This window comes from Streptomyces sp. NPDC015171 (assembly GCF_043079545.1).
Taxonomy (GTDB): domain Bacteria; phylum Actinomycetota; class Actinomycetes; order Streptomycetales; family Streptomycetaceae; genus Streptomyces.
Genome location: NZ_JBIBUO010000007.1, coordinates 1 through 14511, shown reverse-complemented (window position 1 = coordinate 14511; position 14511 = coordinate 1). Strand labels below are relative to the sequence as shown.

General features: G+C 72.8%; 13 protein-coding genes. 10 read left to right on the top strand and 3 right to left on the bottom strand.

The window, feature by feature from the left end:
* Positions 1-289 precede the first annotated feature (289 nt).
* Positions 290-1138 (bottom strand): hypothetical protein, encoded by an 849-nt coding sequence (locus tag ACF073_RS20155; RefSeq protein WP_392071789.1) that lies wholly within the window; start codon positions 1136-1138, stop codon positions 290-292.
* 71 nt (positions 1139-1209) lie between these two features.
* Between ACF073_RS20155 and ACF073_RS20150 the strand changes: the two genes are divergently transcribed.
* The 4 genes from ACF073_RS20150 to ilvD all read left to right on the top strand — a co-directional run bounded on the left by ACF073_RS20150 (position 1210) and on the right by ilvD (position 5733).
* Entirely contained in the window at positions 1210-2142 is a 933-nt protein-coding gene (locus ACF073_RS20150) for a Ppx/GppA family phosphatase (protein ID WP_392071787.1), read from the top strand.
* Between the two features lie 142 nt (positions 2143-2284).
* Positions 2285-3106: a sugar phosphate isomerase/epimerase family protein gene (locus ACF073_RS20145; protein WP_392071786.1), complete on the top strand. Its 822-nt coding sequence runs from the start codon at positions 2285-2287 to the stop codon at positions 3104-3106.
* Entirely contained in the window at positions 3103-3711 is a 609-nt protein-coding gene (locus ACF073_RS20140) for a TetR family transcriptional regulator (protein ID WP_392071784.1), read from the top strand. The genes ACF073_RS20145 and ACF073_RS20140 overlap by 4 nt, the downstream gene beginning before the upstream one ends.
* A gap of 168 nt (positions 3712-3879) precedes the next feature.
* Positions 3880-5733, top strand: coding sequence for a dihydroxy-acid dehydratase (ilvD, locus tag ACF073_RS20135; RefSeq protein ID WP_392071782.1), 1854 nt, complete (start codon positions 3880-3882; stop codon positions 5731-5733).
* Between the two features lie 159 nt (positions 5734-5892).
* Here the strand turns inward: ilvD and ACF073_RS20130 are convergent, their stop codons facing one another.
* A complete protein-coding gene (locus ACF073_RS20130) occupies positions 5893-8010 on the bottom strand; it encodes a serine/threonine-protein kinase (protein WP_392071780.1) in 2118 nt (705 codons plus the stop codon).
* A 162-nt stretch (positions 8011-8172) separates the two neighbouring features.
* Between ACF073_RS20130 and ACF073_RS20125 the strand changes: the two genes are divergently transcribed.
* From ACF073_RS20125 to proC, 6 genes are all read left to right on the top strand, one after another.
* On the top strand, positions 8173-8499 hold the full coding sequence (locus ACF073_RS20125; protein ID WP_392071778.1) for an SH3 domain-containing protein: 327 nt from the start codon (positions 8173-8175) through the stop codon (positions 8497-8499).
* 188 nt (positions 8500-8687) lie between these two features.
* Entirely contained in the window at positions 8688-9215 is a 528-nt protein-coding gene (locus ACF073_RS20120) for an EamA/RhaT family transporter (RefSeq protein ID WP_392071776.1), read from the top strand.
* A 223-nt stretch (positions 9216-9438) separates the two neighbouring features.
* Entirely contained in the window at positions 9439-10287 is an 849-nt protein-coding gene (locus ACF073_RS20115; RefSeq protein ID WP_392071774.1) for a class I SAM-dependent methyltransferase, read from the top strand.
* 119 nt (positions 10288-10406) lie between these two features.
* Positions 10407-11222, top strand: coding sequence for an ABC transporter ATP-binding protein (locus tag ACF073_RS20110; protein ID WP_392071772.1), 816 nt, complete (start codon positions 10407-10409; stop codon positions 11220-11222).
* Entirely contained in the window at positions 11219-12010 is a 792-nt protein-coding gene (locus ACF073_RS20105) for an ABC transporter permease (RefSeq protein ID WP_392071770.1), read from the top strand. Before ACF073_RS20110 ends, ACF073_RS20105 begins: the two co-directional genes overlap by 4 nt.
* An 84-nt stretch (positions 12011-12094) precedes the next feature.
* Entirely contained in the window at positions 12095-12907 is an 813-nt protein-coding gene (gene proC / locus ACF073_RS20100) for a pyrroline-5-carboxylate reductase (RefSeq protein WP_392071768.1), read from the top strand.
* Positions 12908-12966: 59 nt separating this feature from the next.
* Here proC and trpS read toward each other — a convergent pair whose 3' ends face one another.
* Positions 12967-13992, bottom strand: coding sequence for a tryptophan--tRNA ligase (gene trpS / locus ACF073_RS20095; protein WP_392071766.1), 1026 nt, complete (start codon positions 13990-13992; stop codon positions 12967-12969).
* Positions 13993-14511: the final 519 nt, after the last annotated feature.

The following is a 14511-nucleotide window of genomic DNA, read 5'->3' as shown; positions in this document are numbered from 1 at the left end:
CGTCGGCCGGGCTCCGGCGCCGACCGTGGCCCCGTGTCGGCCGGGCTCCGGCGTCGACCGTGGCCCCGTGTCGGCCGGGCTCCGGCGTCGACCGTGCCCCCGTGTCGGCCGGGCTCCGCCGTCGACCGTGCCCCGGCCCAGACCGTGCCCCCGTATCGACCGGGCTCCGCCGTCGACCGTGCCCCCGCGCCGACCGGTCCCCGTGTCGACCGGGCCCCCGCGCCGACCGCCCCCGCCTTCCCGGTGCCTTTTCAGCCGGCCGGGACGACGCGTGGGTGCGGGGCCGAGGTCACCGAGCCGGGTCGGCCGGGTGAGGTGCCACGAGGGGCAGCTGCGACGCCAGCCGCTGTTCGCACAGCTCGACCAGACGGTCGTAGCCCGCCTTGCCCATCAGCTCCGTCAGCTCCGGCCGGTAGGAGACGTACACCGGGTCGCCCGCGCCGTGCGCCGACGTCGCCGAGGTGCACCACCAGTGCAGGTCATGGCCGCCGGGACCCCAGCCACGGCGGTCGTACTCCCCGATGGACACCTGGAGCACGCGCGTGTCGTCGGGGCGGTCGATCCAGTCGTACGTCCGCCGGATCGGCAGCTGCCAGCACACGTCCGGCTTGGTCTCCAGCGGCTCCCGGCCCTCCTTCAGCGCCAGGATGTGCAGCGAGCAGCCCGCGCCGCCCGCGAAACCGGGCCGGTTCTGGAAGATGCACGAGCCCTGGAACGGGCGGGTCTGGCGGGAGCCCTCGTCGTCCTCCGCGGTCCACCCGTTCCGCGTGCCCTCGTCATGGTGCTGCCAGATCTCCGGCGTGAGCCGTGCCACGTGCCCGGCGACCCGCTTCTCGTCGTCCTCGTCGGAGAAATGCGCCCCCAGGCTGCAGCACCCGTCCTCCGCGCGCCCCGCCTGAATGCCCTGGCAACCACTGCCGAAGATGCAGTTCCAGCGAGAGGTCAGCCAGGTCAGATCGCACCGGAAGACCTGCTCGTCGTCCGCCGGATCAGGGAACTCCACCCAGGCACGGGCGAAGTCGAGCCCCTTCTCGTCGCTCATCTTCGCCTCCTTGGAGGTTTTGGCAGACTTGTGAATTCTGCTCACCTTGTCTGCTTTGCCAGCCTTTTCGGCCTTCGCCTTTTTCGTCTTTGGCACCTGTCCAGGGTAAGTGGCCCAGGCCCGCTCCGGGGACCGAGGACGGAGGATCTGGCAGTAGCGTTCCGTATATGAGACTCGGTGTCCTGGACGTGGGTTCGAACACGGTGCATCTGCTGGTGGTGGACGCTCACCCCGGCGCGCGCCCGCTGCCCGCGCATTCGCACAAGGCCGACCTTCGGCTCGCCCAACTCCTCGACGACAGCGGTGCCATCGGCGACGACGGCGTCGACAGACTGGTCGGGGTCGTACGGGACGCGCTCCAGGCCGCCGAGGACAAGGGCGTCGAGGACCTGCTGCCGTTCGCGACCTCCGCCGTCCGCGAGGCCACCAACGCCGACGACGTCCTCGCGCGCGTGGCCGAGGAGACCGGTGTACGCCTCCAGGTCCTCAGCGGCGCCGAGGAGGCCCGGCTGACCTTCCTCGCGGTACGCCGCTGGTTCGGCTGGTCCGCCGGAAAGCTGCTGGTCCTGGACATCGGCGGCGGCTCCCTCGAGATCGCCTACGGCATCGACGAGGAGCCGGACACGGCGGTCTCCCTCCCGCTCGGCGCCGGTCGCCTCACCTCCGGCTGGCTGCCCGGTGACCCGCCCGCCGCCGAGGACGTCCGCACCCTGCGCCGGCACGTCCGCGCGCAGATCGCCCGCACGGTCGGCGAATTCAGCCGCTTCGGCGCCCCCGACCACGTGGTCGCCACCTCCAAGACCTTCAAGCAGCTCGCCCGTATCGCCGGCGCCGCCCGCAGCGCCGAGGGCCTCTACGTCCAGCGCGAGCTCAAGCGCGAGTCCCTGGAGGCATGGGTGCCGCGCCTGTCCGCCATGACCGAGGACCAGCGCGCCGAGCTGCCCGGAGTCTCCGAGGGCCGGGCCGGCCAGATCCTCGCGGGCGCCCTGGTCGCCGAGGGCGCGATGGACCTGTTCGGCGTGGAGAAACTGGAGATCTGCCCGTGGGCCCTGAGGGAGGGCGTGATCCTGCGGCGCCTCGACCACATGGGCTCGGCGTGACGCCCCGGGGGACGCGAGGCGGCGTCGGCGCGCGGTGCCGGCGCCCGGCCGCGCCCGGGCACACGCGCCCCGCATCCGCCCGAATGGCAAACCTCACACCGGCGAACAGTCACCCAACACCCGGCCCGCCGCACGCCGTAAGGTGACGGACGTGGTGGAACCAAGGGACGTGCGCGTCGCGCTGTCGACCGCCTCCGTGTACCCGGAGTCGACGGCGACGGCCTTCGAGATCGCCGCGCGCCTCGGCTACGACGGCGTCGAGGTCATGGTGTGGACCGACCCGGTCAGCCAGGACATCGAGGCGCTGCGCCGGCTGTCGGACTACCACGGCATCCCGGTCCTGGCCGTCCACGCCCCCTGCCTGCTGATCACCCAGCGGGTCTGGTCCACCGACCCCTGGGTGAAGCTCCGCCGGGCCCGTGCGGCGGCGGAGAAGCTGGGTGCCTCCACCGTCGTCGTCCACCCGCCGTTCCGCTGGCAGCGGCAGTACGCCCGGGACTTCGTCGACGGGATCTGGCGGATGGCGGACGAGACGGACGTACGGTTCGCCGTCGAGAACATGTACCCCTGGCGCTACCGCGACCGCGAGATGCTCGCCTACGCCCCCGAATGGGACGTCACCCAGGACGACTACCGGCACTTCACGATCGACCTCAGCCATACGGCGACGGCCCGCACCGACGCCCTGGACATGGTCGGCCGCATGGGGGACCGGCTCGGGCATGTGCACCTCGCCGACGGCCGGGGCTCGGCCAAGGACGAGCACCTGGTCCCGGGACGCGGCACCCAGCCCTGCGCCGAGCTGCTGGAACGCCTGGTGCGCACCGGCTTCGACGGCCATGTCGTGATCGAGGTGAACACCCGTCGGGCGATGTCGGGCGCCGAGCGCGAGGCCGACCTCGCCGAGGCACTGGAGTTCACCCGCAAGCACCTCGCCGCGGCCGTGCGGGTGCCCCGGCGATGACGACCGAGCCCGCCCCCCGGCGGCGCGGCCGGCCGCCGCGCGCCGAGTCCGGCGACACCCGCGACCGCATCCTCACCGCCGCCCGCGAGGAGTTCTCCGCGCGCGGGTACGAGAAGACGTCCGTGCGCGGTATCGCCAAGGCCGCCGGCGTGGACTCCGCGCTCGTCCACCACTACTTCGGTACCAAGGAACAGGTCTTCGAGGCGGCCGTCGAGCTGGCCTTCGCGCCCGCCCTGAGCGCGCCGGACGCCGTGGCCGCGGGCCCGGTGGACGGCGTGGGGGAGCGGCTGACCCGCTTCATCCTCGGCTTCTGGGACGACCCCGCCACCCGGGCGCCCCTCCTCGCCATCCTGCGGTCCGCGGTGAACAACGAGACCGCCGCCGCCGTCTTCCGCCGCCTCGTCGCCGTCCAGCTGCTGCGCCGGGTCGCCGCCCAGCTGGACCTGCCGGACGCGGAGCTGCGCGCCGAACTGGCCGCCGCGCAGATCGTGGGTACGGCGATGATGCGCTACGTGATCAAGCTGGAGCCGCTGGCCTCGGTGGACCTGGAGCTGATCATCGCGCGGGTGGCGCCGGTGGTGCAGGCGCATCTCACGCGGCCCTGAGAGACTGGCCTGACGCGGTCCGACAGGGCGCCCGGTGAAACGCGCGTCCCGCATTCCGGACAGCCGTGTCCAGCCCTTGGAGCACGGGCGTACGCTCGACCGTACAGTCTGAACTCTCCGGACTCTTCGCCGGAAGGGCCCGGAAGGTCTTCGAAGGAGCGAGCGACGATGCCCGAGCTGAGGTCCCGCACAGTCACCCACGGCCGCAACATGGCGGGCGCCCGCGCCCTTATGCGCGCTTCCGGTGTACCCGGTGCGGACATCGGCCGGAAGCCGATCATCGCCGTCGCCAACTCGTTCACCGAGTTCGTGCCGGGCCACACCCACCTCCAGCCGGTCGGCCGGATCGTCAGCGAGGCGATCAAGGAGGCGGGCGGCATCCCCCGCGAGTTCAACACCATCGCGGTCGACGACGGCATCGCCATGGGCCACGGCGGCATGCTGTACAGCCTCCCCTCCCGCGACCTGATCGCGGACTCGGTGGAGTACATGGTCGAGGCCCACTGCGCCGACGCCCTGGTCTGCATCTCCAACTGCGACAAGATCACCCCGGGCATGCTGATGGCGGCGCTGCGCCTGAACATCCCGACGGTGTTCGTCTCCGGCGGCCCCATGGAGGCCGGCCGCGCCACCCTGGTCGACGGCACGGTCCGCACGCTCGACCTGGTCGACGCGATCTCCGACGCCGTCAACGACAAGGTCTCCGACGAGGACATCCTCCGCATCGAGGAGAACGCCTGCCCGACCTGCGGCAGCTGCTCCGGCATGTTCACCGCCAACTCGATGAACTGCCTGACCGAGGCCATCGGCCTCTCCCTGCCCGGCAACGGCTCGGTCCTCGCCACCCACACCGCGCGCAAGCGGCTCTACACCGACGCGGCCCGCACGGTCATGGACATCACCCGCCGCTACTACGAGCAGGACGACGACACGGTCCTGCCCCTCAACGTCGCCACCTTCGCGGCCTTCGAGAACGCCATGGCGCTCGACATCGCGATGGGCGGCTCCACCAACACGATCCTGCACCTGCTGGCCGCCGCCCAGGAGGCGGGCGTCACGTTCGGCCTGGACGAGATCGACGCCGTATCGCGCCGCGTGCCCTGCCTGGCCAAGGTGGCGCCCAACGTCGCCAAGAACCGCACGTACTACATGGAGGACGTGCACCGCGCCGGCGGCATCCCCGCCCTCCTCGGCGAACTGCACCGCGCCGGCCTGCTCAACGAGGACGTCCACGCCGTCCACAGCCCCTCCCTCGCCGACTGGCTGAAGACCTGGGACGTCCGCGGCGGCTCCCCGTCCCCGGAGGCCGTGGAGCTGTGGCACGCCGCCCCCGGCTGCGTCCGCTCCGCCGAGGCGTTCTCCCAGTCCGAGCGCTGGGAGGCCCTGGACGAGGACGCCGAGGGCGGCTGCATCCGCTCCGCCGAGCACGCGTACTCCAAGGACGGCGGCCTGGCGGTCCTGCGCGGCAACCTCGCCGTCGACGGCTGCGTGGTGAAGACGGCCGGCGTGGACGAGTCGATCTGGACCTTCGAGGGCCCGGCGGTCGTCTGCGAGTCCCAGGAGGAGGCCGTCCAGCGCATCCTCACCCAGGAGGTCAAGGACGGCGACGTCGTCGTCATCCGCTACGAGGGCCCCAAGGGCGGCCCCGGCATGCAGGAGATGCTCTACCCGACCTCGTACCTGAAGGGCCGCGGCCTCGGCAAGACCTGCGCCCTGATCACCGACGGCCGCTTCTCCGGCGGCACCTCCGGCCTCTCCATCGGCCACGCCTCCCCCGAGGCGGCCTCCGGCGGCACGATCGCCCTGGTCCAGGACGGCGACCGCATCCGCATCGACATCCCGGGCCGCTCGATCGAGCTGCTGGTCGACGAGGCGGAGCTGGCCCGCCGCGAGCAGGCCCTGAACGGCGTGTACGCCCCGAAGAACCGCGAACGCAAGGTCTCCGCCGCCCTGCGCGCCTACGCGGCGATGGCGACGAGCGCGGACAAGGGCGCCGTGCGGAACGTGTCCCTGCTGGGCTGACCGGCAGGGCTGGCCGGCAGGGCTGACCGGCAGTGCCAGGGGCCGCCTCCCAGACGGGGGGCGGCCCCTGCGCCGTACTCCGCCGGGTCCCGTCAGGGCCCCGCCGGGTCTTCGCGGCGCTCCGGCACGGTTCCCGCCCGGGCCTGCGCTTCCCAGAGGTCACCAGGCCGCGGGCGCCCGGCCGTCCACGGTGAAGACGGTGCCGTCGGGCGCGGTGGCGACGACGCGGTCACCGACCGGCACCGGGGCCGGCGGCGTGCTCATGACCTGGGCCGAGTCGGCACCCAGGCGCGCGGGCGTCTGCCCGATCAGCCGGCCCTTGCGGGCGTCGACGGCGAGCAGCCGGCCGTCGCTGGCGGTGAAGTACACCCGGCCCTCCCGCGCGACGGGCTGCGAACCGCGGCTCACCGAGGTCTCCAGGTGCCACAGGCGCCGGCCCGACACCATGTCCACGGCATCCAGGGAGCCGCCGGTGGCCAGCACGTAGACGACGTTCCCCCGTACGGTGGCGTGCGCGCCGTCCAGGACCGCGGGCAGCGCGACCCGCCGGGTGGCCCCCGTCCCGGGGGTGTAGCGGACGATCTCCCGGGTGCCGTAGCCGCTGTCGACCGCCAGGAAGTACAGCGAACCGTCGGCCTGGGCGCCGAACGGCTTGAGCCACCCCCGCAGCCGCACGTCCCACCGCACCCGCCCGGTCCGCGGATCCACGGCGCTCACCCGCGTGCTCGACCCGTCGGCCGACGTCCGCGTCGCGTACGCCGAAGCGCCCGCATCCGGGAACGCCGCGAACGACGCCGTGCCCTGGCCGGGGACCGGCCCCCGCCACCGCGTGGCACCGGTCGCGGCGTCCACGGCCGTGACCGTGCCGTCGGCCGCCGCGAGCAGGGCCGTGTCGCCGGCGTACCGCACCGTCGTCCCCGCGGGCAGCCGGCGCTGCCAGACGTCCTTGCCCGAGGCCGGGTCGAGCCCCGCCAGCCGCGACCCGCCGTCCGTGTACGGCTGCACCAGGCCACCGGAGACGACCGGCGGCCCGCTCGTGGACCGGGTCTCCACCGAGCGCCGCCACAGCAGCCTGCCGTCGGGCGCAGCGAGCGCGTAGACGACACCGGGCCGCGCACAGAACAACTTCCCCGCCCCGTACGCGCAGTGCGGCATGCCCGCACCGCCGACCGCGGGCCGGGCGGTCCAGGGGCCGGCCGCCGCCGGAGCCGGCTCGCGGTCCTTGCCGGCCCCGCGCCCGTCCCCGCCGAACAGCGCCGCCGCGGCCAGGCCACCCGCCAGGGCGAGACCGAGCACGCCGGCCCCCAGCGCCACCGCCCTCCGGCGCCCCGGACGCTTCCGGGCGGGGCCCGGTCCGGCAGGCTCCCCGGCGGCAGGACCGGGAGCGGCCGGCGCGGACTCGTCCTCGCTCCTGCGCTGCGCCGGTATGAACGCCTGGGTGTCGTACGAGGCCGCCACCGAGCGCAGCTCCCGCATCAGCTCGTCCGGGGTGGGCCGGTCCGCCGGCTCCTTGGCGAGGCACCGCAGCAGCAGCGGCGCGAGCCCCTCCGGTACACCGTTCAGATCGGGCTCGTCGTGGACCACCTGGTAGGCGACGACATACGGGCTGTCGGAGTCGAACGGCCCGCGCCCGGTGGCCGCGTGCACCATGACCGAGCCGAGCGCGAAGATGTCGGCGGCCGGGCCCACCTCACGGGGCCGCCGGAACTGCTCCGGCGCCATGAACGGCGGCGTGCCGATCAACTTGCCCGTCTCGGTGCGCAGTTCGCTGTCCTTCGGCCGCGAGATGCCGAAGTCGATGACCTTGGGTCCGTCCTCGGCGAGCAGCACATTGCTCGGCTTCAGATCCCGGTGCACCACACCGACGCGGTGGATGTCCCGCAGCGCCTCGGCGAGCCCGGCCATCAGCCTGCGCACCTGCTCGGGCGCCATCGGCCCCTTCGACTTCACCTGCTCGGAAAGGGTCGGCCCGGGGATGAACTGGGTCGCCATCCAGGGCCGGTCGGCCTCCGGATCCGCGTCCACGACGGGCGCGGTGAAGGCCCCGCTGACCCGGCGCGCGGCGGCCACCTCCTGCCGGAAACGGCCCCTGAACTCGGGATCCCGGGCGAATTCGGCATGGACCACCTTCACCGCGAGCCGCATGCCCGAGGTGCTCCGCGCGAGATGCACGACCCCCATGCCACCGGAGCCCAGACAGGACTCCAGCCGGTAGTGGCCGTCGTATTCGGGAAGTTCCGCTTCCGCGCCCGCTCCGATGTTGCGCTGTGGCGCCATGGACCACCCCCGTGCTGTTCGTCCGCGCGCGCGACGCACGGAGCCTAGTCGATGACTCGTACGAGACAGAGGCGGCTTGCTAGCGTCTGCGTGCGATTCGCGCACGCGTTTCGCACCGAGCTTCACCGAGTTCCAGAAAAGCGACGGGGGAGGACCACTGAGATGTCCGTTGACCGTGTGACAGAGGCCGCGAGCGACGAGGACAGCCGGGACGGCGTGGCGGCACAGGCGGCGGCAGCCGTACGCACTTACGCCGTCGCCCCGGGCGTCCGACTGAACGTCCGCAGCGGCCCGGGCACCCACTACAACCTGGTCCGCGTCCTGCCGGAGGGCGTCCGGGTACCGATCTACTGCCAGGCTCCGGGCACGAGCGTCTCCGGCCCCTACGGCACGACGAACATCTGGGACCTCATCGACAACGGCGAGTACGTCTCGGACGCCTTCGTCCACACCGGCAGCGACGGCTACATCGCGGCCCGCTGCGGCTGACACCACCGCGCGCACGGGGCGGCCTCGGGGGGGCGGCGCCGAGGGCCGGGCGGGGCGCGGGCGCGGGCCATCCGAAGAGGAGCCCGCCCCGCCCGGAAGTCCGGCCAGCCCGGAAGTCCGGCCAGCCGCCCCGCCCGGAAGTCCGGCCCGCCCGGAAGCCCGCCTCCGCCCGGAGCCATAATCGACCCGTGAGCGACGAAACCGGCACCCCGGACACCCTGGCGGGCACCACCGGCGACGGCGTGGCCCCCGGCGGCGGCCCCCGCCCCGAGCCCCTGCGCTTCTTCGGCACGTCCTGGCTGAACCACGACAACGGCTACGCGGCCCGCCGCGCCGGCGTCGCCATCGGCTCCCTCGCCGCCGCCGTCGCCTCCTGCCTGGTGCTGCGCTTCGCCTACGAGGGCATCCAGATCGCCGACACCGGCTCCTTCGTGACCGTCCTTGTCGTCGCCATGTTCGCGATCTGCAGCGCGCTCGCCTTCCGCAACACCTTGGAGGGCTTCGGCAAGCGCCACGACCCGCAGCGCCAGGCCTCCCTGCGCGGCCTGCTCGCCGTCGGCTTCGTCGGCTCCCTCCTCGCCTACTTCGTCCGCTCCCTCACCGAGGCACCGGGCGAGAAGCTGCACCGCGAGGAGTACGAGCAGGCCCGCGAGGCCCACGAACGCCGCACCACCCGCCGCACCGGCAACCCGTCGAAGAAGAAGCGCCGCGCCTAGCACCCCGGCAAGACCACGGCCCCCCGGACACTCCGCTCCGGCCCCCGGCCCGGAGAAGCGGGACAGCTCGGCAGCCCCGAAGTGCCCCACGCCCCGGCCCCGCCCCACGCAACGGCCCCGAAGCGGACGGCGCCCCGGCCCCGAAGTGCCCCACGCGGCAGCCCCGAAGTGCGCCACGCGAGCCCCGTAGTGCGCCACGCGACGGTGCCGTAGACATGACCTCATGACCGCCACGACCCAGCCCACCCCCGCCGATCAACCCGCGGACCCGCCCTCCGAACCACCCACGGATCCGCCCACCGACGACGCCGTCCTCCACGCCGCCCGAGCCGCGTCCTTCAACTCCGCCGCGGCCCAGTACGCGGCGAACCGCCCCTCCTACCCGCCCGCCCTCTTCGACGCCGTCGAGGAGCTGGCCGGCCGCTCACTCTCAGGCGCCAGGACCGTGGACGTGGGCGCCGGCACCGGCATCGCCAGCGCACTCCTGCACGCCCGCGGCGCCGACGTCCTCGCCGTCGAACCCGGCGCGGGCATGGCCGCCGAGTTCCGCCGCACCTTGCCGCACATCCCGCTCGTCCGCGGCAGCGGCGACGCCCTGCCCGTCACCGACTCCCACGCCGACCTCCTCACCTACGCCCAGGCCTGGCACTGGACCGACCCGGCCCGCTCGGTGCCGGAGGCCCTGCGCGTGCTGCGCCCGGGCGGCGCGCTGGCCCTGTGGTGGAACACCGACGCGCCGGACGTCGAGTGGATCGCCCGGGCCGCCGCCCGGGCCGCCCGCTTCCTCGGCGTGGACGTCGCCGCCGAGAAGCGCAAGGCCGGTGACCGCATCGAGCGGGCCGACCCCAGCGGGCGCCTGGACTTCGCCCGCCGCACGGTCCGCTGGAGCCGCCGCGTCCCGATCGACACCCACCTCGCCAACATCGGCAGCCACTCGGCCTTCCTCCTCACCCCCGAGGACCGCAGGACCGCGTTCCTGGAAGCGGAGCGCGCCCACCTCCTGGACGTCTTTCCCGACGCCGTCGTCGAGGAGACGTACGACGTCCTTCTGCTGGTCGCCCGCAAGCCCTGACCCGGCCGACTCCCCACTCGACCCTCCCTCCTCTTGACGTCACGTCATAGCCCGCCCCACGTCACGGCGTAGCCCACCCCTCTTGACGTCACGGCGTAGCCCACCCGATTATTCATCACATGATGAATTACGTGCCGGACCCACCACCCCTGCCCACCTCAGCCGACCACCCCGCCCCCGCCGTGGCCGCGGACGACCTCACCGTCGTCCGCGGCCCCCGCACGGTGCTTCGCCACCTCGGCTTCACCGTCCCCCGCGGCCAGATCACCGGCCTGCTCGGCCCCTCCGGCTGCGGCAAGTCCACCCTCATGCGCGCCATCGTCGGCACCCAGGCCAAGGTCACCGGCACCCTGAACGTCCTCGGCCACCCGGCCGGCCACCCCGCCCTGCGCAGCCGCATCGGCTACGTCACCCAGGCCCCCTCCGTCTACGACGACCTCACCGTCCGCCAGAACCTCGAATACTTCGCGGCGATCCTCGACCCCGGCGGCGCCGCCGCCGGCCGCCGCCACCGGCACGTCACCCAGGCCATCGCCGACGTCGACCTCACCCGCCACGCCGACGCCCTGGCCGGCAACCTCTCCGGCGGCCAGCGCAACCGCGTCTCCCTCGCCGTCGCCCTCCTCGGCACCCCCGAACTCCTCGTCCTGGACGAACCGACCGTCGGCCTCGACCCCGTCCTCCGCCGGGACCTGTGGAACCTCTTCCACGACCTCGCCACCACCCGCGGCACCACCCTCCTCGTCTCCTCGCACGTCATGGACGAGGCCGAGCGCTGCCACCGCCTCCTCCTCATGCGCGAGGGCGAGATCCTCGCCGACGACACCCCGGACGCCCTGCGCACCCGCACCGGCGCCGACACCGTCGAAACCGCCTTCCTGCGCCTCGTCGACGAGGCCGCCGCGGCGGACCGCACCAAGGAGACGACCCGATGAGCACGACGACACCCACCGCCCCCGCCACCCCCGTGGCGCGCACCAGCGCCCTGAGCCCCGCCCGCACCACCGCGACCGCCGCCCGCGTCCTGCGCCAGCTCCGCCACGACCCGCGCACCATCGCGCTGCTGCTCCTCATCCCCTGCCTGATGCTGATCCTGCTGCGCTACGTCTTCGACGCCAGCCCGCGCACCTTCGACAACATCGGCGCCTCGCTGCTCGGCATCTTTCCGCTGATCACGATGTTCCTGGTCACCTCCATCGCCACCCTGCGCGAACGCACCTCGGGCACCCTCGAACGCCTCCTCGCCATGCCCCTCGGCAAGGCCGACGTCATCGCCGGCTACGCCCTCGCCTTCGGCACCCTCGCCGTCGTCCAGTCCGCCCTCGCCACCGGACTCGCGGTCTGGCTCCTCGGCCTCGACGTCACCGGCTCCCCCTGGCTGCTCCTCCTCGTCGCCCTCCTCGACGCCCTGCTCGGCACAGCCCTCGGTCTCTTCGTCTCGGCCTTCGCGGCCTCGGAATACCAGGCGGTCCAGTTCATGCCCGCGGTGATCTTTCCCCAGCTCCTCCTCTGCGGCCTCTTCACTCCCCGCTCCGACATGCACCCCGTACTGGAGGCCGTCTCCGACGTCCTGCCGATGTCGTACGCCGTCGACGGCATGAACGAGGTCCTCCACCACTCCGACATGACCGCCACCTTCGTGCGCGACATCCTGATCGTGGCGGGCTGCGCCCTGCTGGTGCTGGGACTGGGCGCCGCGACACTCCGACGGCGGACCGCCTGAGCCGCCCCACCACCCGGCACCGCCGGACGTCCGGCCACCGGACAAGCCACCGCACCCCGCCATGCCGGTGCGAGGATGAACCGCATGAGCCAGAAAGTCGCAGTCCTCGGCACCGGCAAGATCGGCGAAGCCCTGCTCAGCGGAATGATCCGGGCCGGCTGGGCCCCCGCCGATCTCCTGGTCACCGCCCGCCGCCCCGAACGCGCCGAAGAACTCCGCACCCGCCACGGAGTCACCCCGGTCAGCAACACCGAGGCCGCCAAGACCGCCGACATCCTGATCCTCACGGTCAAGCCGCAGGACATGGGCACCCTTCTGGACGAACTCGCCCCGCACCTCCCCGCCGACCGCCTGGTGATCAGCGGAGCCGCGGGCATCCCCACCTCCTTCTTCGAGGAGCGCCTCGCCACCGGCACCCCGGTCGTCCGTGTCATGACCAACACCCCCGCCCTCGTCGACGAGGCCATGTCGGTGATCTCCGCCGGCAGCCACGCCACCGAGCAGCACCTCGCGCACACCGAGGAGATCTTCGGCGGCGTCGGCAAGACCCTCCGCGTCCCCGAGAGCCAGCAGGACGCCTGCACCGCACTGTCCGGCTCGGGCCCGGCCTACTTCTTCTACCTGGTCGAAGCCATGACCGACGCCGGCATCCTGCTCGGCCTGCCCCGCGACAAGGCCCACGACCTCATCGTCCAGTCCGCGATCGGCGCCGCCGTGATGCTCCGCGACAGCGGCGAGCACCCCGTCAAGCTCCGGGAGAACGTGACCTCCCCGGCCGGCACCACGATCAACGCCATCCGCGAACTGGAGAACCACGGCGTACGGGCCGCCCTCATCGCCGCCCTCGAAGCCGCCCGCGACCGCAGCCGCGAACTCGCCTCCGGCAAGAAGGACTGACCCGTCCGGCCCGACGCCGCACCGCGGGCGGCCCACCCCGCCCGCGGACCGGCGCCCGGCTAACGCACCACGCTCAGCGCGGGCTCCGCCACGGGCGGCAGCAGCCCGATCGCGCTATAGGCCGTATCGACTCTCGGCCGAGCCAGTGCCCGCGCCTTCTCCGCACCATCCCGCAGCACCCCCTCCACATAGCCCGGATCGGCACACAGCTCCCGATGCCTGGCCTGCACCGGCCGCAGCACCTCCACCACGGCCTCCGCGGTGTCCTTCTTCAAAGAGCCGTACGAGTCGTAAACGTCCGCCAGTGACTCAGGGTTCCCGCCCGTGCACGCGGCGAGAATGTCCAGCAGGTTCGCGATCCCCGGCCGCTCAGCCCGGTCGTAGACGACGTCCCGCCCGCTGTCGGTCACGGCCCGCAGCACCTTCTTCCGTACCGCGTCCGGCTCGTCCAGCAGATAGACGACGCCCGGCCCCGAGTCGTCCGACTTCCCCATCTTCGACGTCGGGTCCTGCAGATTCATCACCCGCGCCGCCACGGCCGGCCGCGTCGCCCTCGGCACCACGAACGTGTGCCCGTACCGCTGGTTGAACCGCGCCGCCAGATCCCGCGCCAGCTCCACGTGCTGCACCTGGTCGTCCCCGACCGGCACCTCGTCCGCGCCGTAGGCCAGGATGTCCGCCGCCATCAGCACCGGATAGGTCAGCAGCGACAGCCGGACGCTCCCCCCGCGCTCCCGCTCCCGGGCGGCCTTCTCCTTGTACTGGATCATGCGCCGCATCTCGCCGTCGGTCGCCACACACTCCAGCAGGTACGAAAGCCGGGTGTGCTCGTGGACGTGGCTCTGCAGATACAGGGTGCAGGCCGCCGGGTCGAGCCCGGCGGCCAGCAGCAGCGTCGTCGCCTGCCGGCTGAGCCTGCGCACCCGCGCCGGATCGTGTTCCACGGTCAGCGCGTGCAGATCCACGACGCAGAACAGCGACTCCGCCTGGTGCTGGTCCACTTCCGCCCAGCGCCGCAGGGCCCCCAGGTAGTTCCCCAGAGTCACGTGCCCGGTCGGCTTGATCCCGCTGAAGACCCGAGACATCTCCACTCACCTTCTGGTCGGGACCGCCGCTCCTGCGGCCGGCCCCCGGAGTCCCGGAGGGAGATACGAGAACGGCCGCCGAAGCGGCGGCCGTTGGGTGCATACGTGTGTACGGCCGCCGTCAGGCGGCCCACCAGAGCTGGGTACACGTACGCGTCGTCACGTCCTCCACAGTACGCCTCCGGGGTGCCGCGGGAGCGTGAGTTGACACGACCCACGCCGATCCGTACTGTTCTCCGAGTTGTCCGACGTGAGCGCCGACTTCGGTCGGTCCCCGGACAGCCATTCCGCAAGTACCAGTCACTCATTCGACGCTCCGGTGTCGACTGCTTTGGCGTGTGTATTCGCGAAATGAGGAATCCGTGTTCGAAAGGACGCAGGCCCCCGATTAGCTCGGGAGCCGGGAATCCGCTAAAGTCTCACTCGTCGGAACGGCCCAACGGCCGGGAAGACAAACCCCGCTGACTGGGGGTCAGACGCCGAAAGGATCTGATAGAGTCGGAACCGCCGGAAAGGGAA

What these genes read in the sequence shown, in the direction of transcription:
- ACF073_RS20105 (WP_392071770.1), top strand. Translation starts at nt 11,219, where the DNA reads ATGAGCACGACGACACCCACCGCCCCCGCCACCCCCGTGGCGCGCACC.
- ACF073_RS20140 (WP_392071784.1), top strand. Translation starts at nt 3,103, where the DNA reads ATGACGACCGAGCCCGCCCCCCGGCGGCGCGGCCGGCCGCCGCGCGCC.
- ilvD (WP_392071782.1), top strand. Translation starts at nt 3,880, where the DNA reads ATGCCCGAGCTGAGGTCCCGCACAGTCACCCACGGCCGCAACATGGCG.
- ACF073_RS20130 (WP_392071780.1), bottom strand. Translation starts at nt 8,010, where the DNA reads ATGGCGCCACAGCGCAACATCGGAGCGGGCGCGGAAGCGGAACTTCCC.
- ACF073_RS20110 (WP_392071772.1), top strand. Translation starts at nt 10,407, where the DNA reads ATGATGAATTACGTGCCGGACCCACCACCCCTGCCCACCTCAGCCGAC.
- ACF073_RS20115 (WP_392071774.1), top strand. Translation starts at nt 9,439, where the DNA reads ATGACCGCCACGACCCAGCCCACCCCCGCCGATCAACCCGCGGACCCG.
- ACF073_RS20125 (WP_392071778.1), top strand. Translation starts at nt 8,173, where the DNA reads ATGTCCGTTGACCGTGTGACAGAGGCCGCGAGCGACGAGGACAGCCGG.
- ACF073_RS20150 (WP_392071787.1), top strand. Translation starts at nt 1,210, where the DNA reads ATGAGACTCGGTGTCCTGGACGTGGGTTCGAACACGGTGCATCTGCTG.
- trpS (WP_392071766.1), bottom strand. Translation starts at nt 13,992, where the DNA reads ATGTCTCGGGTCTTCAGCGGGATCAAGCCGACCGGGCACGTGACTCTG.
- proC (WP_392071768.1), top strand. Translation starts at nt 12,095, where the DNA reads ATGAGCCAGAAAGTCGCAGTCCTCGGCACCGGCAAGATCGGCGAAGCC.